The organism is Acidovorax sp. A1169, assembly GCF_030704685.1.
Classification (GTDB): Bacteria; Pseudomonadota; Gammaproteobacteria; order Burkholderiales; family Burkholderiaceae_C; genus Acidovorax.
In genome coordinates this window covers 20,023-44,351 of the sequence record NZ_JAUZDX010000026.1, presented here as the reverse complement: position 1 = coordinate 44,351, position 24,329 = coordinate 20,023, and the positions used below count along the sequence as shown (strand labels likewise).

24 protein-coding genes are annotated in these 24,329 nt (G+C 67.2%); 9 read left to right on the top strand and 15 right to left on the bottom strand.

All coding sequences use genetic code 11. The annotated features are described in order from the left end of the window. The first annotated feature begins 8 nt into the window (after positions 1–8). Both QYL93_RS28225 and QYL93_RS28220 read left to right on the top strand, forming a co-directional pair. Positions 9–626, top strand: a complete 618-nt coding sequence (locus tag QYL93_RS28225; protein ID WP_305746784.1) for a TetR/AcrR family transcriptional regulator — start codon at positions 9–11, stop codon at positions 624–626. A 165-nt stretch (positions 627–791) separates the two neighbouring features. After that, entirely contained in the window at positions 792–1,343 is a 552-nt protein-coding gene (locus tag QYL93_RS28220; RefSeq protein WP_305746783.1) for a hypothetical protein, read from the top strand. Between the two features lie 21 nt (positions 1,344–1,364). On the opposite strand, the gene QYL93_RS28215 is transcribed toward QYL93_RS28220, so the two are convergent. From QYL93_RS28215 to QYL93_RS28195, 5 genes are all read right to left on the bottom strand, one after another. Continuing rightward, positions 1,365–2,219, bottom strand: a complete 855-nt coding sequence (locus QYL93_RS28215) for a hypothetical protein (protein ID WP_305746782.1) — start codon at positions 2,217–2,219, stop codon at positions 1,365–1,367. A 290-nt stretch (positions 2,220–2,509) separates the two neighbouring features. Beyond that, positions 2,510–4,015: an MATE family efflux transporter gene (locus tag QYL93_RS28210; protein ID WP_305746781.1), complete on the bottom strand. Its 1,506-nt coding sequence runs from the start codon at positions 4,013–4,015 to the stop codon at positions 2,510–2,512. A 316-nt stretch (positions 4,016–4,331) separates the two neighbouring features. Beyond that, positions 4,332–5,177 (bottom strand): hypothetical protein, encoded by an 846-nt coding sequence (locus QYL93_RS28205; RefSeq protein WP_305746780.1) that lies wholly within the window; start codon positions 5,175–5,177, stop codon positions 4,332–4,334. Positions 5,178–5,183: 6 nt separating this feature from the next. Beyond that, complete coding sequence (locus QYL93_RS28200) at positions 5,184–5,951, bottom strand: hypothetical protein (protein WP_305746779.1); 768 nt, start codon at positions 5,949–5,951, stop codon at positions 5,184–5,186. Between the two features lie 139 nt (positions 5,952–6,090). Further along, positions 6,091–7,071 (bottom strand): LuxR C-terminal-related transcriptional regulator, encoded by a 981-nt coding sequence (locus QYL93_RS28195; RefSeq protein WP_305746778.1) that lies wholly within the window; start codon positions 7,069–7,071, stop codon positions 6,091–6,093. An 899-nt stretch (positions 7,072–7,970) separates the two neighbouring features. Here QYL93_RS28195 and QYL93_RS28190 point away from each other — a divergent pair. Beyond that, positions 7,971–9,503: a methyl-accepting chemotaxis protein gene (locus tag QYL93_RS28190; RefSeq protein ID WP_305746777.1), complete on the top strand. Its 1,533-nt coding sequence runs from the start codon at positions 7,971–7,973 to the stop codon at positions 9,501–9,503. A gap of 83 nt (positions 9,504–9,586) precedes the next feature. Here the strand turns inward: QYL93_RS28190 and QYL93_RS28185 are convergent, their stop codons facing one another. Both QYL93_RS28185 and QYL93_RS28180 read right to left on the bottom strand, forming a co-directional pair. Next, positions 9,587–10,129: a carboxymuconolactone decarboxylase family protein gene (locus QYL93_RS28185; protein WP_305746776.1), complete on the bottom strand. Its 543-nt coding sequence runs from the start codon at positions 10,127–10,129 to the stop codon at positions 9,587–9,589. 55 nt (positions 10,130–10,184) lie between these two features. Continuing rightward, positions 10,185–10,988, bottom strand: coding sequence for a hypothetical protein (locus tag QYL93_RS28180; RefSeq protein WP_305746775.1), 804 nt, complete (start codon positions 10,986–10,988; stop codon positions 10,185–10,187). A 163-nt stretch (positions 10,989–11,151) separates the two neighbouring features. On the opposite strand from QYL93_RS28180, the gene QYL93_RS28175 reads away from it, so the two are divergent. The 3 genes from QYL93_RS28175 (at position 11,152) to QYL93_RS28165 (ending at position 13,777) form a co-directional block, all read left to right on the top strand. Further along, on the top strand, positions 11,152–12,027 hold the full coding sequence (locus tag QYL93_RS28175; RefSeq protein WP_305746774.1) for an AraC family transcriptional regulator: 876 nt from the start codon (positions 11,152–11,154) through the stop codon (positions 12,025–12,027). A gap of 104 nt (positions 12,028–12,131) precedes the next feature. Continuing rightward, positions 12,132–12,377, top strand: a complete 246-nt coding sequence (locus QYL93_RS28170) for a hypothetical protein (protein WP_305746773.1) — start codon at positions 12,132–12,134, stop codon at positions 12,375–12,377. Between the two features lie 326 nt (positions 12,378–12,703). Continuing rightward, positions 12,704–13,777 (top strand): metallophosphoesterase, encoded by a 1,074-nt coding sequence (locus QYL93_RS28165; protein ID WP_305746772.1) that lies wholly within the window; start codon positions 12,704–12,706, stop codon positions 13,775–13,777. A 17-nt stretch (positions 13,778–13,794) separates the two neighbouring features. Here the strand turns inward: QYL93_RS28165 and QYL93_RS28160 are convergent, their stop codons facing one another. Beyond that, positions 13,795–14,157, bottom strand: a complete 363-nt coding sequence (locus QYL93_RS28160) for a hypothetical protein (protein WP_305746771.1) — start codon at positions 14,155–14,157, stop codon at positions 13,795–13,797. Positions 14,158–15,065: 908 nt separating this feature from the next. On the opposite strand from QYL93_RS28160, the gene QYL93_RS28155 reads away from it, so the two are divergent. Then, entirely contained in the window at positions 15,066–15,665 is a 600-nt protein-coding gene (locus QYL93_RS28155) for a DUF2939 domain-containing protein (RefSeq protein ID WP_305746770.1), read from the top strand. Between the two features lie 43 nt (positions 15,666–15,708). Here the strand turns inward: QYL93_RS28155 and QYL93_RS28150 are convergent, their stop codons facing one another. Both QYL93_RS28150 and QYL93_RS28145 read right to left on the bottom strand, forming a co-directional pair. Continuing rightward, positions 15,709–16,035 (bottom strand): hypothetical protein, encoded by a 327-nt coding sequence (locus tag QYL93_RS28150; protein WP_305746769.1) that lies wholly within the window; start codon positions 16,033–16,035, stop codon positions 15,709–15,711. Then, positions 16,035–16,433, bottom strand: a complete 399-nt coding sequence (locus QYL93_RS28145) for a hypothetical protein (RefSeq protein WP_305746768.1) — start codon at positions 16,431–16,433, stop codon at positions 16,035–16,037. Before QYL93_RS28145 ends, QYL93_RS28150 begins: the two co-directional genes overlap by 1 nt. Before the next feature lie 390 nt (positions 16,434–16,823). Between QYL93_RS28145 and QYL93_RS28140 the strand changes: the two genes are divergently transcribed. Next, entirely contained in the window at positions 16,824–18,287 is a 1,464-nt protein-coding gene (locus QYL93_RS28140) for a DUF2867 domain-containing protein (protein WP_305746767.1), read from the top strand. A gap of 25 nt (positions 18,288–18,312) precedes the next feature. Here the strand turns inward: QYL93_RS28140 and QYL93_RS28135 are convergent, their stop codons facing one another. The 4 genes from QYL93_RS28135 to QYL93_RS28120 form a co-directional block, all read right to left on the bottom strand. Next, the gene (locus tag QYL93_RS28135) at positions 18,313–18,945 is read right to left on the bottom strand and encodes a hypothetical protein (RefSeq protein ID WP_305746766.1); all 633 of its coding nucleotides are present in this window, start codon (positions 18,943–18,945) and stop codon (positions 18,313–18,315) included. Positions 18,946–19,014: 69 nt separating this feature from the next. Next, positions 19,015–19,626: a hypothetical protein gene (locus QYL93_RS28130; RefSeq protein ID WP_305746765.1), complete on the bottom strand. Its 612-nt coding sequence runs from the start codon at positions 19,624–19,626 to the stop codon at positions 19,015–19,017. Positions 19,627–20,547: 921 nt separating this feature from the next. Beyond that, a complete protein-coding gene (locus QYL93_RS28125; RefSeq protein WP_179679631.1) occupies positions 20,548–20,694 on the bottom strand; it encodes a hypothetical protein in 147 nt (48 codons plus the stop codon). 542 nt (positions 20,695–21,236) lie between these two features. Continuing rightward, positions 21,237–22,466, bottom strand: coding sequence for an MFS transporter (locus tag QYL93_RS28120; RefSeq protein WP_305746764.1), 1,230 nt, complete (start codon positions 22,464–22,466; stop codon positions 21,237–21,239). An 86-nt stretch (positions 22,467–22,552) separates the two neighbouring features. Between QYL93_RS28120 and QYL93_RS28115 the strand changes: the two genes are divergently transcribed. Beyond that, positions 22,553–23,179: a TetR/AcrR family transcriptional regulator gene (locus QYL93_RS28115; protein ID WP_305746763.1), complete on the top strand. Its 627-nt coding sequence runs from the start codon at positions 22,553–22,555 to the stop codon at positions 23,177–23,179. A gap of 180 nt (positions 23,180–23,359) precedes the next feature. On the opposite strand, the gene QYL93_RS28110 is transcribed toward QYL93_RS28115, so the two are convergent. Next, a complete protein-coding gene (locus tag QYL93_RS28110) occupies positions 23,360–23,842 on the bottom strand; it encodes a thermonuclease family protein (RefSeq protein WP_305746762.1) in 483 nt (160 codons plus the stop codon). Positions 23,843–24,329 lie beyond the last annotated feature (487 nt).

Sequence of the window (24,329 nt, the reverse complement as noted above, 5' to 3'; positions counted from 1 at the left end):
GCATCCGCATGCCCCGCAAGCTGACCGCTGCACCGCCACCAGAGCCCGCACCTCGCCGCCGCATGGCGCGGAGCGAGCGCGCGCGCCAGTTGCTCGATGTGGCGTGGACGCTGCTGCGCGCCGAGGGCGCCGACGCCCTCACGCTCGGGCGCCTGGCCGAAGAGGCCGGTGTGACCAAGCCCGTGGTGTACGACCATTTCGGCACGCGCGAGGGGCTGCTGGCCGCGCTGTACCAGGACTTCGACGTGCGCCAGACGGCGGTGGTGGATGCCGCCATCGCCGCTGCGCGGCCCACGTTCAAGGACAAGGCCGGTGCCATTGCTGCGGCCTATGTGCAGTGCGTGCTCACGCAGGGCAGCGAGATACCCCAGGTGCTGGCGGCGCTGCAGGGCTCGCCCGAGATGGCCGCCGTCAAGCGCCAGTACCAGGAGGCCTTCATCGCCAAGTGCCAGGCCATTCTGGCGCCGTTTGCCGGTGGCCAAGGCCTGGCGCGCGCCGGCATGTGGGCGATGCTGGGCGCGGCCGATGCGCTGTCGGATGCGGCGGTGGGCGGGGATATCACCGAAGAGGCGGCGCAGGCCGAGCTGTTTGAGACCATTGTGGCGATGGTCAAGCGCAGCAAGTAACCGGGCAAGGAACGCGCCGCCCGCTACCATGCACTGCCGCCGGTGCATGGGCGCCGACATCCACCCCATCGGGAGCTATTCCAATGCAACAACGCCAACGGGGTGCCCATGGCCCCTTGACCTCCGCCATTGGCCTGGGCTGCATGGGCATGGAAGGTTGATGCCGTGCACAGGCATGCCGCGCTGTTGCTGGCCCTGGCCATGATGACCAGCGGCGCGCACGCTGCCGATGGGGGCGTGCCGGCCGAGCCGGCCCGGCCCCGGATCGACCCGGTGGTGAGCGCGGGGTTCGAACGCATTGTGGCGCGCTGCCGGTTCATCTACACGCAGCCCTTGCGGCCGCTGCGGCGGGTGATGCTGATGGAGCGGGAAGACGTGCCCGCCACCTACGCGCTGGCGGGCATGGCGCACGACCTGGTGATGACCTCGCACCCCGTGCGGCCCTACCTGGGCCGGGTGATGCTGCGCTACGCCCTGGTGCTCAAGGAGCCGCCCGTGGATGCGCAGGCGCAGGCCGAGGAGGCCCGGTACGGTACCCGCATCGTCGAGACGCTGGACTTTGCCTGGCAGGACCGGCGCTGGGTGTTCCGCGGGGTGTCTGCAGTGCTGGTCACCGGCGAGCACGACCGCCCCGGCCTGCCGGTGGTGGACAGGACACCCGCCGAGGGCAGGGCAGAGCATGCTGCGGCGCTGCGGGCCTGCCGGGGCGGGCTATAGCAACCTGGGCCAAAGGAAGGATCAGTCGGCCGCCTGAAGAACGGCGCCTTGGTGGCCCAGCATCACGGGCAGGCCGGAGGCGGACATGATCGCGGTGGGGCTCCTGGTTGCGGTGGCGGCGGGGGGTGCTGCCACCGGCGGCGGGGCGGCAGGGCCGTCACCGCTGACGGCGTCGATGGGATCGGGAGCGCTGCGGGTGTTCCAGGTGATCGCGGCATAGCCGGCGGCGTACTTGGGCATGTCGACGTCGATGGCGCCCTGGTAGGTCATGAGCGGTGCGCCGCTCAACTGGCGCACATAGAGCCACTGGCCCTGGTCGGTGCTGCCGCCATTGGCATCGAGCTGGCCGCCCATGAAGCGCAGGCTGCCGCTGCCATCGTGCACGACGAACTGCTCGGCATCTTCCTTGACCAGGCGAGAGAACAAGGCCTCGACGTGCTGGCCAGTCCTGGCGGCCTGGTATTCGGCATCGCTCAGTGGGGCCAGACGGACAGGTTCCTTGCCGTACCTCAGCACAAAGGCCGACTGGGTGGCGAGGGGTGCATACCCCGAGAGCAGGAGCGAGCGCGTCCCTGCGGGAATGAAGATCTTGAACTCCTTGTGGTGTTGCAGTTGGGCGCCGGTGAATTCGGTCAGCGGCAGGGAGCCTCCGCCCGGGAAGGCGCAGCCACCCGTGCCGAAACCGATCGCGCAGCCCGTCACGCCGGTCGGTGCGTACTGCTCCTTGAACCCGACTTTGGTGTCAAAGGTGTAGGTGAAGCTGCCGGCTGCGGGGGGGAGTGGCGTTTTGTGCGGGAGCTGGTGAATCGACACAAAGTTTGCAGCCTGTGCAAACGTGCTGAACGCCGCCAAAAATACCAGAAACAGGGACCTCATTGAAACACTCCAAAAATTACGCTCGGCAAACGCTGGCCGCCCCTGGCCGGCCCCACCCTGGGCATGAACTGCCATGCTTGGTGGGGGGACCTCTTCTCATCGCAAAAGCAAGGTCGGGGCGCTGAAGCGGCGCAGCGTACCTGAGGTTGCGTGGAGGGGGGGCGTTATCAAGGGGGCTATTCCCTTCAATTCGCAGGGTCACCCGGCCGCATGAACCGCATGGCCCATGGACTCCCGATGGCGGGCGCAAAAGCGCCCCCCAGCCCATGGGCCGGGCCCGCTGCGGGGCTTTAAGGTTTGGTGCCTGCAGTAGCGGCCGCGCCGTCGTAGTTCGCCTCGCGGTCCATCGCCGGCATGGCCACGCCGGTATCGGCCGCGGTGCCGGTGGCGGGCAGGTCTTCTTCCTTCAGGGGCCGGGCCGCCAGCGAGTTTCTGCGCCAGCCGCCATAGCGGTAGTACAGCCCCGCCAGCACCACCGAGGTGACCGAGCCCAGCGGAAAGCTCCACCACACGGCCTCGGCGCCCCAGGCATCCTGCAGGCCCCAGGCAAAGGGCACGCGCACCAGCAGCATGGATATGAACAGGATGATGAGCGGCGGCAGCACCGCACCCGTGGCGCGCACCACGCCGAAGATCACGATGGTCACCCCGAACAGCACGAACGACCAGCTGGCCACGTTGTTGATGTGCACCGCCACGCCGATGGCGCCGCTGTCGCCCGGCAGGAACAGGCCCAGCGCGTAGCGGTCGGCTGCATAGAGCAGCAGCACCAGCGCGCCGGTGAGCAGCAGGTTGAACAGCACGCCCGCGCGCGCGATCTGCTCCACGCGGTCCCAGCGGCCGGCGCCCACGTTCTGCGCGGCCATGGACGAAACCGCCGCACCTGTGGCCAGGGCCGGCATCTGCACATAGGTCCACAGCTGCGCGGCCACGCCATAGGCCGCTGCGGTCTGCACGCCATAGCCGTTGACCAGGCCCATCATCACCAGCGCGGCGGACGAGATCACGATCATCTGCAGCCCCATGGGCACGCCCTTGACCACGATGGTGCGCAACAGCTGCGGCCGGGGGCGAAAGTGCGAGAGCTCGTGCCGCCCCGGCAACAGCGGGTGGTGGCGCCGGGCCAGCAGCACCAGCAGGCCGGTGAAGCTGATGCCCTGCGCCAGCAGCGTGGCCAGGGCCGAACCGGCGATGCCCAGGGCCGGCAGCGGCCCCGCGCCGCGGATCAAGAGCGGGTTCAAGGCCACGTCGATGGCGACCGACAAGGCCATGAAATAAAACGGCGTGCGCGAATCGCCCGAGCCGCGCAGCACGGCCATGGCGAAGGCAAAGGAATTCATGATCGGCACCGCCACGAAGATCACGCGCAGGTAGGCCACGGCCAAGGGCAGGGCGGCCTCGGGTGTCTTGAGCAGGCCCAGGATCTCGGGCGTCCACACCCAGCCGGCGGCCGCTATCAGCGCCGATACGGCCAGGAAGAAGGTGGCGCCCGTGCCCACCACGCACTTGGCGCGCTCGATGTCGCGCGCGCCGTAGGCCTGCCCGATGAGGATGGTGGCCGCCATCGACACACCGAACACCGCGCCCAGCAGCAAAAAGAGCACCAGGTTGGCGTTGGAGGTGGCGGTGAGCGCCTCTTCGCCCAGCAGGTTGCCGATCCAGATCGCGTTGACCGAGCCATTGAGCGACTGCAGCACGTTGGCACCCAGCACCGGCAGCGCAAAGGCGATCAGCGTGCGGGCGATGGGGCCCTGGGTGAGGTCTCGGTTGGGGGTGTGGCGGGGAGGTGGGGTCATGGCATGGGCTTGTGCGCTGCTGCAGCAATCCGTGCCCAGGCAGGGCACGGGAAGCAGGCAGTCTACGTGCTGGCCCGCCGGGGTGCGTAGGACGGCATCGGGAGCAGGGTGAGTGCCGACCGCACGACCCTCGCCAGCCGTGGCTGTCGGCATTGCCTCAGCGGCGGGCAGCTTCTTGCGTGCCTCACAACGAAAAAAGCGGGTGAACGGCGCGCGGTTGCACCGTCCACCCGCCAAGCCTGAAGAGTAAGAATCAGTCGAAGGTGACCACGCTGCGCACGGCCCGGCCATTGAGGTCGTTGTAGCTGATGCCCAACTAGGCGGTGGTCGGGAGAACCATTTTCTGGGGTGGTACGCCAATGCCGGCATTCACCGAGGTTGCGTTGGATGCCGGATAGGTCGTGCGTTCGATTCGCACCAGGGGGTAGGCGTTGGAGGCGGTGACCCGGCCCTGCTCGAAGGTGTAGACATTGTCCAGGCGCAGCGGCGTGCTGGCTTTGGCCGGCTTCACTATCGTTGCCTGCAGCGCCGCCGCCGTTTTGTTGCGCACGGCGGTTGCGATGTCCACAGGCGTGAGCGACAGCGTCGCTTCCAGATAATTGACGGACGTGCCAGCCGCCAGCGCTGCGGCACTTTCTGGCAGCGCGGCAAGGCGGGTCTGGTAGGTGGCAATGGGCGTTTTGCCGGCCTGGCCGTTCACGGTCTTCCAGCCATCATCGGCATACACCTTGAGCGTGTAGGTGCCCCCTGCCGTGAATCCCAGGGCTCCAAACGCCTGGTCCAGCGCGGCCGCATCGGTGTTCTGCACGCGCAGCGCGTTGAGCTCGGCGCCGTTCTGGGTGCAGTCGGCCACGGCTGCGTCGGCCAGGCCGGCAGATCCGGCGGCCCAGCAGAGCCTGAACGAGTCCTCGGGCAGCGGGTCTTGCGTGTTGCCTGGCTTGCCTGCGAATTCGGGTGCCGTTGCCAGCAGGCGGGGCGATACCAGCTTGTAGGCGCCAGCGATCCCTGGCCCGGAGACGGTGGCATAGGTGGCGGTGGCGCTGGGGTCTGTCACGGTGAACCTGACCTCGCTGCGAAAGCGCCGTGCGGGGGACTGGGGCGTGCCGTCGGCCAGTTTGAAGCGGTTGAACACCGTGCTGATCGAAGAGAGATTGAAGCCCACGATGCGCTAGTTGCCCAGCAGCCGAAGGTCCTGCGAGTTCTGGGCCATGGCGCAGGCACCCGCTACCGTCGATGTGCCGGCCGAACTGCCCTGAATCAGGGTTTCGGTAAGGCCGCGCTGCACCATGCCGTCGGCAAAGCTGAGGTTGTAGCGCACATCGATCTCGCGGCGCGCGCTGCCGTCTGCATTGGTGGTGTTGCGCTCGGCCAGCACTTCGACATCCGTGCGCCTGGCGCCCACGCGGCGGGCCAGGTTGGCGCGTGCCTCGGCGTCGGTATCGAAGCGCGCCACTTCGCTGGCGCGGGTCGCGCCGTTGTGGAAGTAGCAGGTGTCATGGTGTGCATAGGCTTGCGCGCCGGTGGCGGGCAGGCCGGTGGCGTACAGCGCATCCAGACCCGCCAGGAAGGTTGTCGCCTTGGCCGGTGTGTCGCTGGAGACGCAGCTGCTGGGGTGCACGCTGCACGCAAAGTCACCCAGGGCGCCCACCGCCTGCAATGCATTGCCCGTGGCGGGGCCCAGTACGTAGACGGTGCTGCCTTCCACTCCGACGTAGTTGCCGGTGGAGTACGGGCCCCGGTAGGAGAAGCCGGGTGCCACCACGCTGGCCTGGGTGCCTGGAAAAACCGTGGGCAGTGAAGTCTGAGCCCAGTCGAACAGCTCGTTTGCGGTGGGCACGCGCGGTGCGGCCGAAAGGCCCAGAGGGCTCAGGGCGAGCATGCCCATGGTCGCGGTCAGCGCGAACTGGCGGGCGTGGGATGGGATGGTTGTCGGCACGGTCGTTTCTCCTTTGAATGGGCGCCGCCAATGCAGCGCACAGGGAAAAATGTATGCAACCGTTACAGCATGGAGAATGGTGCAAATGCATCATTTTTGCTGCGCTGTGGTGAAGGCAGAATCGCGCAATGCCACGCAGTTACGCAGCCACCCGCCGCAGCTCTTCGATGAGCCCGGCGATGCTGTTGACCTCCAGCTTGCCGTAGATGGCCTGCATGTGGTTGCGTACCGTGGCGGGCGCACGACCGAGTTCTGCGGCGACCTGTTTGTGGGTGTCTCCCTTGGCCATGAGCCGGGCCACTGTCAGCTCCCTGGGCGTGAGGTCGTCGGCTCGGTGGCGAGGCCGGGCGTGCAGAAACAGCAGGCCGCGTTCGGGGCGGCAGCTCACGACACTCAGGCGGCCGCAGAATTTGGGCTGTCCACTTCCAAAGTGCTGTACCACCACGCCGGGGAGTGCGGGCGGCTTCCAGTGCGCCCATTCGGCCCGTAGTAAATCCTCGAAGTGGGAGTCTGCATGGTGCAGGATGCCGCGCGCATCGGCAATCGCCAATCCGGCGCACGGCGCCAACTGGTGGTGCAGCCGGCCCAGGTGCAGTATGCGGTTGTGCTCAAGCGCCTGCCGAAGGTGTGGCGCCACGGCAGCAAGCAGTTGCCGTTCCTGCTCGGTGCCGTGTGCGTCGGGGCTGGCCCGGAACAGGCTGACCCAGTGGGTGAACCTGGTTTCGCGGTTCTGGGTCGAGCTGATGAAGAAGTTCTGCTGCTCAAAGCGCTTGCCGTAGTCCACTAGCGCACGCTGGGATCGCGCCGAAAAGCATGACGCTGTGTGGAAGGACAGGGTGGTGGTGGTGAATTTGGCCACCTCTGCCGCTGCCGTGTCCAGGTGCTTGATAGCCTCGTAGGCAGCCAGCATTTCCTGCGGCTGGTTGTGCAGGTGGATGGTGTGGATGTCGATGCCTGTTGCCGCCTGGGTGGCTGTGCCCCACATGCACGAATCAAACACCAGGCTGCGGCGCACCAGCCGCAAGGCCTCGTCCTGGAACTGGTGCAGGGGGCATTCCAGCGACAGGCGGTACAGCGCCAGAAGCAAATGGTTGAACTCGTCGTGGGCATTGCTGAGCATGCGCCGCTGCCTTCCTGTTCTGGGTGATGCCGATGCACCAGCCAAGTGCATGTAACCATTGTTCATTGTCGGCAGTGCATTGCGGCCCTTCTATCCCCCGTATGGGCGAGGCGGCATGCTCCACAGGAGCGTGGCGATTGTGGGGCCCTGGTTGTATGAACCTACGGCGTTGCCCAGCGCCTGTCCCGGCGCAGCATGTTTGTGAAGCTGGTCTGCCGCCACGCGCACTTCTACCGGGTGGTCGGGCGGGTGGGCGAGCTGATCAAGCACAAGCGCTTTCGCGAAGCCGAAGAATCCCTGGCACTCGGCTCCGCCTTCTCCCAGGCTACGGCGGAAGTGGTGAGCACGCTCTCTAGGAGCGTGCGCGGCAGAAGGAGCATCGGCTGCAACGCCCGACAAACCGGTCTCGCCGGGTATCACCTCCGGCGCCCAGGGGGCCACCCTGGGCTTGTCGGTACTACCCAGCGATCCCCGGTTTTCGGACGTTTCGCTTCGATGCCTTCTGCCGCGCACGCTCCTAGCGCCAGGCGCCTGCGCTTTTGACACGGGTGCTGTCGCAAAACCAGACCGAGCTGCTAAAAATTGTTGAAAATGATTGTCAATGCCATTTTTCACTATATTTTTAGCACCTTGTGGGCACCCTTGCACCACGTGGTTGCGCGTCGGTGACCTCGGAAGCCATTTTTGGCCATCAAATACGTGCCAAACAGCGCTTTTCCCCCCCTGAATTGCGCCTTCTCTTGATACCTGCTTGTTCAGCCGGGTCTGTGTCATCCACAGCACCAAAATTTCTTGTGCGTGTCTTATTGATAAAAATGATAAAAACAGATAAACTGTGGCGCACAGTCCTCTCCAGGCGTTCTGGCGACGGACTTCCATTCATCAATCGACTGCAATCTATGAACCGTCTCTCAATTGGAACCCGTCTGGGCCTGGCGTTTGGCCTGGTACTGCTGGTCACTGCGCTGATCACCATGGTCGGCATATGGCGCCTTGCCGAACTCAAGAATGCCAGCGAGCGCATCGCCACCGTGGAGCTGGAGCGCAACGCCCTGGCCCAAAGCTGGAAGGCTGCCATCGACCTGAACTGGGTGCGTGCGTCGGCTTCGCTCAAGTCCAGCGATACAGGCTATGTCAAGGCGCTGGGCGAGGACATGACAGCCACCTCCGGTAAGGCCAGCGAGGCGCAAAAGCGGCTGGAAGAAATGCTCGTCGATGACGCCAAGGGCAAGCAGTTGCTGGCCGAGGTGGCCAAGACCCGCGCTGGCTATGTCGGCGCGCGAGCGCAGTTGCTTGAGCGCAAGAAGGCGGGAGACGAGGTCTCTGCCCTGGTGGACCGCGACCTGCGGCCGTTGGCCGACCAGTACCTGCAGTCCCTGGCTGCTGTGGCCAAGTACACCGAGGATCAGCTCAATGAGTTCGAGCAGCAGATCATTGCTGACACCGTGTCGAGCCAGTGGGCCCTGGGTATCGCAGCGGCTGTCTCCGTGCTGCTGGGCGCTGTGTTTGCCACTTGGGCCACACGCTCCATCACCACCCCGGTGATGCAGGCGGTTCAGGCTGCGCAGCAAATCAGCCAGGGCAACCTGGCCATCGGCATCTCCGCCCAGGGCCGGGACGAGATGGCCCAGTTGCTGCAGGCCTTGTCGGGCATGCAGCAGAGCCTGGCGGGCGTGGTGCGCCAAGTGCGTGAGGGGTCCGAGAACGTCTCGACCGCGTCCACCGAGATATCGCAGGGCAACAACGACCTGTCCGCGCGCACCGAGCAGCAGGCCAGCGCCCTGCAGCAGACGGCAGCTTCGATGGAGGAGCTCAACGCCACCGTCAAGCAGAACGCGGACAATGCGCGCCAGGCGAACCAGCTGGCAATGAGCGCCTCGAGCGTGGCTGTGCGCGGGGGCGAGGTGGTGGGCCAGGTGGTGAGCACCATGAAGGGCATCAACGACAGCAGCCGCAAGATTGCCGACATCATCAGCGTGATCGACGGGATTGCCTTCCAGACCAACATACTGGCCTTGAATGCCGCAGTGGAAGCTGCGCGTGCCGGCGAACAGGGCCGTGGCTTCGCCGTCGTCGCATCGGAAGTGCGCAGCCTGGCAAGCCGCTCGGCCGACGCGGCCAAGCAGATCAAGACGCTGATCAGCGATAGCGTGGAGCGCGTGAGCCAGGGGTCTGCGTTGGTGGAGCAGGCGGGTGCCACGATGACCGAGGTGGTGGGGGCCGTGCGCCGCGTGACCGATCTCATGGGCGAGATCAGCGCTGCCAGCACCGAGCAGAGCCAGGGTGTGTCGCAGGTGGGCGACGCAGTCACCCAGATGGACCAGGTCACGCAGCAGAATGCGGCGCTGGTCGAAGAGATGGCCGCAGCCGCCAGCAGCCTCAACCACCAGGCGCGCGACCTGGTGGAGACGGTGGCGTTCTTCCGGCTGTAGCAAGGCCTGCCGGCCCCGGGCGGCCACTTGCCCCTGCGGCCGCATCCGGCAGGTGCAAGGCGCCAGGCAATGTCAGCGGTTTCTCAGCGGCGCAGCGCCACCGACGGAAAGTCCACCGGCACCGCGAACGCCACGTTCACATAGTTGGTGAACAGGTTGAGCGCCACATGCGCCACGATTTCCACCAACTGGCCGTCGCTGAAGCCGGCGCTGCGCAGGGCCTGCACGTCGGCCTCGGTCACCTTGCCGCGGGCTTCCACGAGCTTCAGGGCAAAGGCCAGGGCGGCGGCGGTGCGCGGGTCGTCGGACTGGCCGGTCTGCGCCGCGCCCATCTCGGCGGCGCTGGCGCCGGCCTTGCGGCCCAGGGCGGTGTGGGCGGCCAGGCAGTAGTGGCAGTCGTTGCGGTTGGCGACGGCCACGGCGATCTTCTCGCCGAGTTGCGCGTCGATGCTGCCGCCGTTGCCCAGCGCACCGAAGAAGCCCCACATGGCGTTGAGCGCAGCGGGCGACTGGGCCACCGTGCGGAACATGTTGGGCGTGGCGCCAAAGGCGCCGTGGATGGCGTCGAGCGTGCCGGCGACGTTGGTGGGGGCGGATGCGCGGTCGATCAGGGGAATGCGGTTCATGGTGGTGGTTCCTGTGTCAAAGTGGGTAACGGAAGAGAAGTGGATGGGGAAGGAATCAGCGGTCTACTTTTCCGGGCAGGGAGAGGTCGCCTGAGGCGACCTTCATCACATCCGGCACGCACAGCAGTGGCGCATGCACACTGGCGTTCACGCGCAGCACGGCGGCCACGCCGTCGAACGAGGCGGCTTGCACGGCGCCGATGTCGTCGAAGGGCACCTTCACCTCCAGCGTCTGGCCGCTGAAATGCGGGTGCCAGCCGGGGCTGTCGATCAGGATGGGCAGGCCGGGCCAGGTCTTGGGGAGGCGGGGCTTGGCGCCGGCGGGGATGTCCACCACCTTCAGGTTGCCCTTGCCGCAGGCGTCGTCGGGCTGCAGCACCACCCAGTGCGAGTGCCACACGCCGCCATCGTTGGCGGGGTTGCCGTCGCCGTTCTCGTCGAACAGCGGCGTGTCGTCGAAGTCGGGGTGCGAGGTAACGGCGAACGCCAGGATGCCGGCCTTGGGCTCGAAGCCCACGGTGGCGGGGTCGAGCGTGGTTGGCCAGACGTACGAGAACACGGAGCTGCCGGCCAGCTTGCCCGATTGGGCGGGCTTGGTAGCGCCGGCCTTGCCCGATACAGCGACGTGAAAGATGGCGGTGTTGCCCTCGGTGCTGATGCGGGTGTGGAAGATGTCGAACGCCGGTTTGACCTTGGGCGCCGGTGCGGTGCGGATGCCGCCGGTGTGGGCGTCCTTGGCGCCGGGCTTGTGCGACTTGTCGTGGTGCGCGTCGTGGGCGCTGGCGCTGCAGGCCAGGGCTGCCAAGGCCAGAGCGGTGGCGGCGCGGTGCAGGAGGCTGCTGCGGGAGGTGTGTCGCATTGCTGACTTTCCTTGTGTGGTGTCGATGGGGCTTGTCGCGGCGCCTGCACTTGTCTGTGACTGCTGCAGAAACCGTGGAATGAAGTTTCCGCCGCAACGCAGTAAAATATGTCGCATTGAATCCTTTAAACATGCCATTTCGTCCTGTATGGGCCCCGCCGCCATGAATGCCCCACTGCCGCCGTCCCCGCAACCCGTCGACCGGCTGTCTGCCTTGCTCGAACGCTTTCGCCTGCGCGCGCACCTGTTCCACGCGGGGCCGCTGTGCGGCGTCACGCACTTCGCAGCGCAGCCGGGGCGGGGGTTTCTGCACGTGCTGCGCAGCGGCGAGATGGAGGTCACGCACCGCGCACGCGGCGTCAAGCGCCGGCTGCAGGTGACCGAGCCCACGCTGCTGTTCTACCCGCGCCCGCTGGCGCACGACTTTCACAACGCGCCGGTGGACGGGGCCGATTTCGTCTGCGCCACGCTCGACTTCGACGGCGGCGACAGCCACCCACTGGTGCGCGCGCTGCCCCCGCTGCTGGTGCTGCCGCTGCGCGAAGTGGATGGGCTCGAACACACGCTGGCGCTGCTGTTTGCCGAGACCGAGCGCCTGCGCTGCGGCCAGCGCCTGCTGGCCGACCGCCTGTTCGAGGTGCTGGTGATCCAGCTCTTGCGCTGGCTGCTGGACCACACGGGCGAGACCGAGTTGCCCCCCGGCCTGCTCACCGGCCTGGCCGAGCCGCGCCTGGCGCGCACCCTGGTGGCCCTGCACGAGCGGCCCGAGGCCGACTGGACGCTGGACACCATGGCCGCACAGGCCGGCATGTCGCGCAGCGCCTTCGCCGCTGCCTTTCGCACCCACGTGGGCCAGCCGCCGGCCGACTACCTGGCCCAGTGGCGCATGGCGATTGCGCAGACCCTGCTGCGCGGCGGCACCCCGGTCAAGGCCGCGGCCGAGCAGCTGGGTTATGCCAGCGCGTCATCGTTCTCGCGCGCGTTCACGCAGGTGGTGGGGCAGGCGCCGCGCAGTTGGGTGCAGGGGCTGCAGGGGTAAGCTGCAGCCAGAGTGCCAACTGGGCGCTGCGGGCGCAACTTATCGGCCTGGCGTCGCTCTCACCACCATGGGCTGGCCATCGTGGCTGGCGAGGTGGTCACGCCATGAACGAACTTGCGCTCCTCCAGGGGCTGGGCCTGCAGATGCCGAGCCCGGCCTATCTCATCGGCTCGCTGGTTTTCAGCCTCATCGGCTGGGGCGTGTGGCGCCGCGGGCGCAAGCAAACGCTGCCGGTGCTGACCTGGAGCGGGGCGGTGCTGATGTTCTACCCGTACTTCGTCACCCGCGCATGGTTGCTGTGGGGCGTGGGCCTGGCCCTGTGCGCCTGGGTCTACCTGCAATGGGAATGACCTGGCTGGGTAGTGCCGGCTGGCCGCGGCCTGCGGTGGCCGGAGCCAGCCCTCAACAGAACACCAGCGCCAGCAGGGCGGGGTCGTCCATGAGATTGAGCAGGGCGTAATCTGCCCAGCGGTAGGCCAGAAACAGCGTTTGTTCGATCCAGTGGTCCAGGGGCATGGGCGAGGATTATGGAGGATGCTGCGGCCCGAACCCCGGGCATGCCGGCGCCTGTTGGCGCCCGGGCGCATTGCGGGCGGGTATGCTGACGGCATTGTTGCGACAGCGGCATGACCACCTCCCCCCATCGACGACGACACCCCAGGAGCCTGTTGCCCCCATGAGCCTGATCCAACCCCTGCCCGACGGCCCACTCGACATCGTGGGCGACATCCACGGCGAGTACCAGGCGCTGGTGCAGTTGCTCGGCCACCTGGGCTACGACGGCGAAGGCCGGCATGCCGAGGGGCGCACGCTGGTCTTCGTGGGCGACTTCTGCGACCGGGGCCCGGACAGCCCGGCCGTGCTGGCGTTGGCGCAGCGCCTGGTGCAGGCAGGCCGCGCGGTGGCGGTGCTGGGCAACCACGAGATCAACCTGCTGCGCGAGGATGCCAAGGACGGGTCGGGCTGGTTCTTCGACGCGCGCATGGTGCGCGACCACGACAAGTACGCCCCCTCGGCGCGGCCCACGCCCGCGCAGCGCCGCTCCATCGTGGAGTTTCTGTCGGTGCTGCCGATTGCGCTGGAGCGCGAGGACCTGCGCGTGGTGCACGCCGCCTGGCAGGAGGTGCAGATCGAGGCGGCGCGCCTGCTGCCCCTGGGCTCGGTGCGCAGCGAGTACGACCACTGGGAGCATGCCGCCAGCCGCCAGGCGCGCGAGACCGCGCTGGAGCAGCGCATGGCCCAGGAGATGGAGCACTGGCTGCATGGCCTGGAGAACAACCTGCACCAGCCGCCGTTTTTGCACGCGCATGCCGAGAATGAGGCCAACAAGCAGATGCTCAACCCCCTCAAGGTGCTGACCTCGGGCGTGGAGAACACGGGGCGCTCGCCCTTCTTCGCGGGCGGGCGCTGGCGTTTTACCGAGCGCCAGGCCTGGTGGGACGCCTACACCGACGATGTGCCCGTGGTGGTGGGCCACTATTGGCGCCGCCTGCGCCCCATTGACCGCAGCGTGGTGGGCAAGGGCGATGCGGACCTGTTTGCCGACACCCATCCGCTGGCCTGGCACGGCCAGCGCGGCAACGTGTTCTGCGTGGATTTTTCCGTGGGTGGGCGCTGGACGGAGCGCAAGGCCGGCAAGGTGGTGGGGCACGACTTCAAGCTGGCGGCTTTGCGCTGGCCGGAGCGGGTGCTGCAGTTCGATGATGGGGCGGTGCAGGAGACGCAGGGGTTTGGGGTTGGCAGGCCCTGATCGCTTTTTGTCCTTCTTCAGTCCTGCGAGCGCAATTGCCAGACGCAGATTGCGAGAAATCCGGCCGCTGCGGCCAGGGCGGCGATGCCGGGGCCGTATTGGCCAAGGGCCAGGTAGGCGAGGCCGAGGATCACGGCCATTCCGTTGCCTCCACGCATGAGTTCATCGGGGTGCGCGAAGTGCCAGGCGCCTATGCCTGCGAACAAGAAGGCGAGCAGCAGGTGCAGTAGCCATTCGAGGGGGTGAGGGGGCTTGTTTGGGGGCTGGCTCTCTGCGGTCTTGCTCTTGCGCCTTGCATCGCGCAGGGCGAGAAAGATGGCGGCGAGCAGGCCGATGATGATGAGGATGGTGAACGTGCTGATGAGTGCGGTGGCAAGCATGGGGTGCTACGGTAGCACGGTGCTTGCTGGTCGTGGTGGTGCGTGATACTGGTTGTTTTGGGTGTGGTTGCTTCGGTTCTTTTGCTGAGGGCGGAGGCCGGGGTGTGCGCCCGGCGGCGCAGTAACTTTCTCTTGCTTCGCCAAGAGAAAGTCACCAAAGAGAAGGCGACCCCCAGTCTGCGTCCCCCGTTCGCCCTGTCGGGCGAACGGGGGCAACCTGCGATGCTCGGTCCTGGGGTGGTGCCGCAGAACTCGCTGCGTTCTTCGAACTCCGCTCAAACAGCTGCGGCAAGCCAGATCACGAAGTGCGTGTGTCCTGCGGCACACGCACCCACCCCAGCTCCTGCGCTTCTCGGCGCAGCCAGCAGGGGTGGGGAGCGGGTACCACACGGCTGCTGCTTCGCAGCTGCGCCGTGTGTCGGTGATGGGCGCTGCCGACGAGACTGGCGCGATCGCTCTGCCCAGGCCGAGCGAAGCAATGGCCCGTGTGGAGCCCGCTCCCACCCCCTTCTGACCGTGCCGAGAAGCGCAGGGCCTGGGGTGAGCGCGTGCCGAAGGACACGCGCATCGTTGTCTGGCTCGCCGAAGCTTTTTGACCGGAGCTGCCTCGCAGAGGCAGCGCAGGGAGTTCTTCGGCGTCACCCCAGGACCGAGCATCGCAGGCTGCCCCCTCTTACGGAGTGCGAGGGGGACACGGGCAGCGGGGTCGCCTTCTCTTTGGTGACTTTCTCTTGGCGACGCAAGAGAAAGTTACTGCGCCGCCGGGCGCACACCCCGGCCTCCGCCCTCTGCCAGAGAACAGAAGTAACCACAGACACCAAGACGCAGCACAAGTAAACCCCCACCCCTCACCGCACGTTGAAACCAGTGACCAGTCAACAACCAAAAAAACCGAGGGACCAACCAACATGACCGCAACGACGAACGCGACAAGCAGCAGCAAGAAAAAAGTCCTGGCCTTCGCAGCGACCATCGCCGTGGCAGCCGGCGCTGCCATCTACGCCTCCCCCTACTGGGCCCTGCACTCCCTGTCCAACGCCGTGCGCGACAAGGACGCAGCCAGGGTGTCCGAGTACGTGGATTTCGTGCAGCTGCGCGACTCGGTCAAGGAGCTGCTGACCGCACGCATGGACGCGGAAATGAAGACCCGCGGCGTGCCTGCCGACAACCCCTTTGCCAACCTGGCGCAGACGTTCGTGAAGAGCATGCTCACGCAGGCCGTCGACGCCATGGTCTCGCCATCGGGCGTGGTGAGACTGCTGCAGGGCAGCGCGGGTGCGTCACCTGCGGCGGCACCGCCTTCGTCCACGGGCGGTGGTGTCGCCGAGCCCGCCAACGGCAGCAACCAGCACAAGCCGCGCTTTCATGTGAGCTACCGCGACTACTCGACCGTGCACGTGAGCTCCGAGGGGCGCGAGGTGGGCTTTGTCTTCCACCGTTATGGCCTGCTGTCGTGGAAGATGGTGGCCATCAACGGGACGCTGCTGGACACGCCTGGCGCGCGTTGATCTGGAGGGTTGGTTGCCTGATTGCCTGCGAGCACGCCATCCATCAGCGCCCGCTGGCGGTGACTGCAACGGGCGCGCCCTCGGTCGCTTCGCGCAAGCACTCCACCGTGTTCGCATTCACCCACTGGTAAGCCACCCCATGCCCGCACACGAACTGTGCCGCCCCATGCCGGCGCTGTTCTGCGCCGGGCTGTGGCTGCTGCTGCTGCAGGGCCTGCTGCGCCATGCGCGCGCGCTGCTGCTCGTACAGGGCATCCTCGTGCATCGCCCACAACAGCGTGCACACGATGGCCAGTGCGCCGAGCACGAGAACAACCGCGTTGGCAGGCGTGACCGCGCGCCCGGCGCCTTGCATTTGCGGCCTGTCCATCACACCGCCTCGGTATGCGTTTCGGCCCAGGTGCGGGCCAGCAGCTCGACGGCCTCGCGCGCGAGCGCATGGCCCTGCTGGGCGCACGTGACCAGGGCGTGCATGGCGCGGGTGTCATTGTCGCGGTAGTCCATCGCAGACAGCAGGCGCGCATAGTCGCCGCCACGCGCAAAGGCCAGGGTTTCGCGGTGGGCGACGTCTTCGGCGGCGTACTGTGCATCGGACGCTGCAGCGCGCGCTTCGTGGTGGTGGACCGCGTCGCGTACCGGGTCGTTGGCGCTGCGGCAGAACAGGGCCCTGTCCCTGTCCACGCCCTTGTCCATGCCGGTGGTCGGCGGGGCGGCGAAGGGTGGGCGGTACGGTGCGGCGGCGGTAGCAGAGGACAAGGCGGTTCGCATGGTGCGGTGCTCCTGGCAAAGGGGCCAACCCATCCGGTCTGTGACCGGATGGCATGGGATCGGAGGGGAGGAGGAGGCGGCAGCCCCTGGCGCGTGCGGACGGTGGATGGATGAATGAATGGATCAGATCGGTTGGCGCCGCGGTGCGCAGGGGCTGCCATGGGGTCTATTGTTTAGTAATGTCTAAACCAAGTCAAGATAAAACTAGACTGCAGTTAAGGAAAGTCTTGACCACAGGGCCTGCGCCGTCATGGCGTAGTTCATTTGTTAAGGTTGCAATTAGGTAATTAACTAAATACACTGCATCTACAGACCGGCCATTTACCGGACTTGCAGCTTGACGAACTCCCCAGAACACCCAGGCCGCCACCAGGAAAAGGAAGCCGACGCATGAACAGCACTACGACCACTGCCACCCTGCGACTTGCCCGCCCCGCACTGCGGTTGACGCGCGAGACGGCGACCTTTCCGTTTGTGGCGCTGCCCACGCGGCCGGGCGCGCTGCCCATCGAGGTGACCCTGCTGGCCCGGTTGGACCGGGGTGCGGGCACGGGCATGTGCCGCGACATGATGGCGCGCCAGGGGCGGCACGGGCGCTTCATCGACGCGCTGGACGAGCCCTCTGCCAAGCTCGGCGGCAGCGACTTCGCCAAGGGCGATGCCACGGCGCTTTACAGCTTTGGCGTGGGGCAGGGCGGGCACCCTTTCCACCGGCATGCGGGGCACCGGGTGTTCACGGCAGTGTCGGGCAGTGCCGGGGCGCAACTGCGCTTTTCCAGTGCCACACCGCAAGAGATCGCGCACGACCCGGTGGCCTTTGTGCGGGCGCTGCGCCATGTCGATGTGCCGCCGGACTGCCTGTTTACCGTGCGCTTTTCTGGCGAGAACTGGCACCAGTTCGTGCCAGGCGTTCAAGAGGCCGGGCACCCGGCGTTCTTTGCCCTGTCCACCCACACCAACGAGCTGGGCGGCGAGCTCAGCGCGGCGTTGCGCAGCAAGGTGCTGCAGGACCAGGGCGACAACCCCTCGCTGACCGAGCTGCTGCCCGACGCCGTGCAGACCCTGTTGGCCAGCGCGCCGGTGCAGGCCCGGCAGGTGCCCACCACGGTGCTCTCGCTTGGCGAGCGGCCCGGCGGCTGGCTGGCGGCTGCGTGCGGTTACTACCGCGCACAGGCGGGCCGCTTGGGCCCTGCGCTGGCGAGCGTGTTGGCGCCCCTGCAGGGCGGGGGCTATGTGAGCGAGCTGCGGCCCAGTCGCGTGCAGGAGCAGCCTGGCCTGCCAGCGGACAGCCTGCTGCGCCAGGCGCTGGCCGGCCATGCGCTGCACCACGAGGACTACTTCACGCTGGTGACTGCGTCCCCGGCAGGCGCTGCGCCGGACGCTGTGGCGCAGCTGGCCGGTCTGCTGGGCAGCTTTCTCGTGCACCGGCACCCAGGTGTATCGCGCATGATGGCCGTGCGCAATGCCGTGGTACGCCCGCTCGGGCTGCGTCGCTCACCGCTGGCTTGCCCTGTGTCCTCGCTGCAGCCGCCCACGGCAGGCCAGGCCATGCCCGAGGGTAGCTTGCTGTTCGCCGGCCGCTACCCCGTCCATGCCAGCCAGGTGGCGGCCGATGGGCGCAGCGCGCAGGTGCTGCTGGGCGCGGACGACAGGCACCTCGCGTTTCGCTCGTGTGTGGGCGTGCGCTGCCTGGACGACGGACGCGTGGAATACTCCCTGGCCACCCGTGTGGCCTGCCGCAATGCCTTTGGCCGCCTGTACATGGCGCTCATCGAGCGCATGCACCGCAGCTACATTGCGCCGCACCTGCTGCAGGTGGCGGTGGAGGGGATTGAGGGTGGAGCCCCGCTGTGACGGACGGCCGGGCTGCAGTGGGCGGTCAGCGCTTGCCGGTGCCGCGGTAGCGCAAGGTATCGAGCGCCATGGTGAAGCCGGGCTCCACGGCCTTGGCGGATTCGTCGGCCACCTGGGTCATGATGATGGCGGTGGTCTCGCCCAGGTTGGCCTTGAAGAAGCGCGCCTCGTGCGGCAGTTTCTGGCCCAACAGGCGGATCTCGAAGCGCTGCGAGACGCCCTTGTTCTCCTGGCCCGCCACAGTGCGGGTGATGGGCGCCGAGGCCACGGGGCCAAAGCGCAGTTGCTGCGCGACTGCGCTGGCATTTTTTGCGGATTCGGCGCGGTTCTTCGCCGTGTTGGCTGCGAAGGCCTCGATGTTCTGGTCCTTCAGGAAGGGGCTGAACATGAAGGTGACGACGGCCTCGTCGGGCCCTTCGAGGTCGATGCTGCGCAGGCGGGTTTCGTCCTGGGCGACCGAGTCCTCGGTCACCTTCCAGCCGGCGGGGTGCTCGAAGCTCACGCCGTCCTTGCTGTAGGTGGTGTTGGGCGCTGCCAGGGCGGGCTGGGCCAGGCTGGCTAGCAGCGTCATCATCATCATGAGGCCGAGGGCTGCAGTGGTGACGCTGCGGCGCGTGGCTGCGCGGAGGGTGGGGAGCTGGGTTGCGCAGAGGTGCATGGTGCGGTGCATGGGTCAGGGAGAAGAGGGGAGGTCGGGAAGGGGGGCAGGGCTTGTTACTACATGCCCCTACCGCTTGGCGCGGTAGCGCAGCGTGTCCATCACCAGGCCCAGGGCGGCGTCCACCTGCTTGGCATCTTCGGCCATCGACTGGGTCATGAGGTTGGCGCTGCTGGCATCGCCGAAATCCATGGAGAAAAAGCGCGCTTCGAGCTGCACGGTTTCGCCCCCGGAGGTGTAGCCGAAGCGCTGCAGCACGCCCTTGATTTCCTTGCCGCCCACGCGCCGGGTGATGGCGCTGGAGGCCAGGCCCGTGGGGGTGATCTTGTCCGGGCCGTCCTTGGCCGCAGCGCCCTTGTCCATCTGCGCGCGGTGCTCAGCGGCGCGCGTGGCCAGGGTCTCGATGTTCTGGCCCGACAGGAAGGGGATGAACATCAGGCTGATGATCGCCTCGCCCGGGCCTTCGAGGTCGATGCTGCGCATGCCGGCGCCGTCTTTCTCGATCTCGTCGCTCATCACCTTCCAGGTGGTGGGGTACTGGAAGCTGATGCCGTTCTTGCTGTAGGACTTGGGTGGTGCGGCCTGGGCGGGCAGGGCCAGGCAGGCCAGGGCGGCGGCTAGGAGCAGGGTCAGGGCGCGCAGCAGGTTGTTAGTGGGCAGGTGCAGGGTGGGGGAGTGCATGGGGATGTGGGGTTTGCCGGGGGGGGGCTTGGTGGGGCTGGTGGATTCTCGCATTCGTGTGGGGGTGTAGGCAGGGGCGATGGTTGCTTCTGCTCTCCTGCAGAGTGCGGAGGCCGGGGTGTGCGCCCGGCGGCGCACCTACTGTTCGTTTGCTTCGCCAAAAGAAGGTAGGCCAAGAAAAGGCGACCCCGCTGCCCGTGTCCCCCTCGCCGGTGGCGAGGGGGCAGCCTGCGATGCTCGGTCCTGGGGTGACGCCGAAGAACTCCCTGCGCTGCCTCTGCGAGGCAGCTCCGGTCAAACAGCTTCGGCGAGCCAGATGACGATGCGCGTGTCCTGCGGCACGCGCGCCACCCCAGCTTCTGCGCTTCTCGGCACGGTCAGAAGGGGGTGGGAACGGGCTCCACACGGGCCATTGCTTCGCTCGGCCTTGTGGTCCTTCGCTGCGCTCGGCTCGCCAGAGCGATCGCGCCCCATCTGTCGGCAGCGCGCCTAGCGCGCGTCCCCGACCCCAGGCGCAGCTGCGCAGCAGCAGCCGTCTTTGACCCCGCTCCCCACCCCTGCTGGCTGCGCCGAGAAGCGCAGGGCCTGGGGTGGGTGCGTGTGCCGCAGGACACACGCACTTCGTGATCTGGCTTGCCGCAGCTGTTTGAACGGAGTTCGCCCGAAGGGAGAACGCAGTGAGTTCTGCGGCACCACCCCAGGACCGAGCATCGCAGGCTGCCCCCGTTCGCCCGACAGGGCGAACGGGGGACGCAGACTGGGGGCCGCCTTCTCTTTGGTGACTTTCTCTTGGCGGCCAAGAGAAAGTTACTGCGCCGCCGGGCGCACACCCCGGCCTCCGCCCTCAGCAAAAGAACAGAAGCAACCACAGTGCGCAATCGCGCCATCAGCAGGGCTGAGCCAAAGACCCAGCCCGCACCCTCATCCCAATGGCTTCCACTGCGGCGCATCCGGCTCCGGGTACAGCAGCACTTCGCGCGCAGGACGCTGCATGGCCTCCCACTGGCGGCGGCGCTTGATATCGCGGGGGCGGATTTTTTCGGGCTGGGTTCTGTGGGTACGGGACATGGTGACTACCTCCTCTGGGGGTGGTGTGGTAGCCCCATTGGCGCGCAGACCGTGCCCCTTGGATGTCAGACGGCTTCGACGCCGGGCATCGGCCACCGCCGAAGCGACGTGCAGGGCCATACCGACTGCAATCCAAAAAAAACAGCCCGCAGTGGGCGGGCTGTGAACTTGCTGTTCAGCAAGGGAGGGGTGGGTGTCGATGCGGTATCGACAGGAGTAATACTAAAGAGCCCACCACGCCGTTTTTGTAGGACGGAGCCCCGTTGCAGCGTATGCAAAAGAGAAGGGCGCCAAACCACCAATGGGGTGATCCCCTGCGTGTGGGGGCGCTCGGCCTGTAGGCATTGTCTGACCCGCCGGGTTTGCAAAAGACTGCATGCAATTGTTGCAGTGCGTTCTAAGCTGATGCCTTCTTCACGGAGGACCACATGCCTATCTTGGGAATCGTCTTTGGCATCCAGGCCATTGCCATCGTCGCAGCGCTCTCGCTGAGCCTGGCCATCTACTCCTGACCTGCATTGGGGTTGGGCGATGGGCCCCGCTCAGGGCGCCGCCCGCCGCAGCATCAGCCCCAGCGCCACCAGGCCCAGTGCCAACACTGCCAGCCCAAAACCCAGCGCTGTGGCATGCAGCCCGAAGCTGCCCGCAGCCAGCCCGGCCACGATGGCCGGCAGGCTGAATGCCAGGTAGCTGAGCACGAAAAAGCCCGACATCAGGCCCCCGCGCTCTGCCGGCGTGGCGGTCACCACCAGGCTGCGCAGCGAGCCGTTGAAGCCCGAGCCAAAACCCACCCCCGCCACCACCGTCCCTGCGAAGAAGGCCATGGTCGAATGCAGAGCCACGCCCGCCAGCGTGATCACCAAGCCCACCACCAGCGCACCGGTGCCCAGCAGCAGCACCTGCCGCGGCGGCTGCGTGCGCACGAAGGCGATGGCCACGGCACTGGTCAGCACCAGCGCGCAGATGAGGGCGCCGCCCACCAACGGCGCATGGCTGCCCGTGATCACCCGCGCCAGCGTGGGGCCGAGCGACAGGTAGAAACCGCCCAGTGCCCACAGCGCCGTGTTCAGCGGCAGGATGCGCACCAGCGTGGCGCGAGAGCTGGCCGGTATGGCAATGCGCGGGCGCAGCGAGCGCCAGGCCCCCGGCCGGCGCACCACCGTTTCGGGCAAGAAGACAGCGGCCAGCGTCTGCAGCACGAACAGCACCAGCAGCAGCTCGAACACCAGCGCCGTGTGCGTGGGCGCAAACTGCACCAGCGCACTGGTGCCCAGCGCCCCGACGGCCATGCCCAGCATGGGCGCCACGCTGTTGACCAGGGCACCGCGCTCGGTGTGAAGGTCGATCAGCGCTGCGCTGAGCACGCTGGTGGCGATACCCGTGGCCAGGCCTTGCACGATGCGGGCGGAAAACAGCCAGGCCACCGAGTCGGCCTGCCAGAAGAGCACGGTGGAGGCGATCTCCAGTACCAGCGCCAGCAGCACCACCTCGCGCCGGCCCCGGTGGTCCGAGAAGGTGCCGAACACCAGCGCCGCGCCCAGCAGTGCAAACGCATAGCTGGCAAAGACCAGCGTCAGCGTCAGCGCCGAGAAGCCCCAGCTGTCGCGGTACAGCGCATACAGCGGCGAGGGCGCGCTGGACGCCGCCAGAAACCCCACCAGGATGGAGGCCAGCAGCCACAGGGCCATGACATGGCTGAGCCGCCGTGTGGGCGCGGAGGGCGGGGCGATGGCAGCCGCAGTGGCAGCAGCGGCGCTGAGGTTCGTGGCCATGGAAGCTCCAGTACGAGACAAAAGCAAAGAATTTGCTTTTGCTTATTAAACCACTAAAGCAATGTTTTTGCTTTAGCATGGTGGCCATGAACCCCAGACCAGCCCCTCGCCCCGGGGGACGCAGCGCCCGCGTGCAGGCCGCCGTGCACCGCGCCACCCACGAGCTCACCGAGCAGATCGGCCGCGCGCAGCTCACCGTGCCGCTGATCGCCGCGCATGCGGGCGTGACGCCCTCCACCATCTACCGCCGCTGGGGCGACTTGGCCGAGCTGCTGGCCGATGTGGCGCTGGACCGGTTTCGCGCCGACACCGAGCCTGCGGACACCGGCAGCGTGGAGGGTGACCTGCAGGCCTGGGCCGAGCAGTTCTTTGAAGAGATGGGTTCCGAGGTCGGGCAGGCCATGCTGCGCGACGTGCTGGCCGGGCGCAGCCAGGGCGAGATGCCCGTGCCCTGCCAGTGCGCGGCCTACACGGCCAGCCAGATCGAGATCGTGCTGGCGCGCGGCACCGCGCGCGGCGAAGCCGTGCCGGCAGTGGACGCCATCATGGACGGCGTGGTGGCCCCCATCATCTACCGCACCCTGTTCGGGCCCACCCGTGCCAGCCATGCGCTGGTGCGTGGGCTGGTGCGCGGTTGCATGGCGGGCGCGGGCCACCAACCCAGCGATTCTGATCTGGCGCTGGCCGGTGCGGCGGGGCCGATGCTGGATTGACCCACTAGGAGCGTGCGCGGCAGAAGGCATCGAAGCGAAACGCTCGAAAACCGAGGATCGCTGGGTAGTACCGACAAGCCCAGGGTGGATCCCTGGGCGCCGGAGGCGATACCCGGCGAGACCGGTTTGTCGGGCGTTGCAGCCGATGGCTCCTTCTGCCGCGCACGCTCCTAGGGCGTATCAGGGGTACCTGAGCGGGCCCGCCACGGGGCCCGTGGGCTTTTTCTTGCGTGTTTCGCGCCAGTCCCACGGCGGCAGCGGGCTGGTCTGCGCCCACAGGCCGCGCCCGGCCGCCTGGGCGCGCAGCTGCACATCGGCCAGCGCCTCATACCCCAGGCCCACCTTGGGGTCGTACCAGGCCATGCCGGCGCGCAGCTGCTCGGTGGCAGCATCCTTGCCCTGGCATTCCACGTCGGCCACGGTGCGGCCAAAAACGTCGACGGTGATGTTGCTGAGCTTGACCTTCTGCGGTATCAGGCACAGGTTGACCAGGCTCTTGTGCGACAGCTCGCCGAAGGGTTGGCGCATCTCGGGCGCATCGATGGCGCGCACGGCGACGAAGGTCTCTTCATTGCGGGTCACATCGGCGCAGCGGGCGCGAAAAGAGTCGCCATCGTGGATGGCAACGACCAGGCAGAGCAGGGTGGCGGTGGTCAAGGGCATGGTGTGGCCGGGCGGTGCAAGGGAGCAGGGGAGGGGGGGGCAACCGGCTGCGGCGCAGCCGATGGAGCGGCTCTTGCGCGCGTGTGCATGCCGATGCATGTGAACCGGCCATGCAGCAGCCATGTGCGGCCGCAACGGCCTGTGCTGCGGTCCTTGCCAGCCATCATCCCTCTCACCCCGTCGCTTGCTTGTTTGTTGTGGATTCGTTTCTGGTGCCATTGTGCCAAGGCTTGCGCGGCGTGGCGTGCGAAAAAAGCATCTTTAGAGTCATGCATGCAAAGCCGCGGGGCGGGCCCCAGGCCCATGCCTGGCGGGGTACGCCTCGCCCGCCGGGGCCTTTGGACGCGGGGAGGATGCATGGCAATCACCCGATTGGGTGTGGGGCGCGCCGGGGGCATCTTGCCCCCAGGTGGCGCACCCGCGTGCGCTATCCTGCGCGGGCATCGTTTGCGCCCGCACACCCGGTTTTCTTGCAAAGGCAATCCGC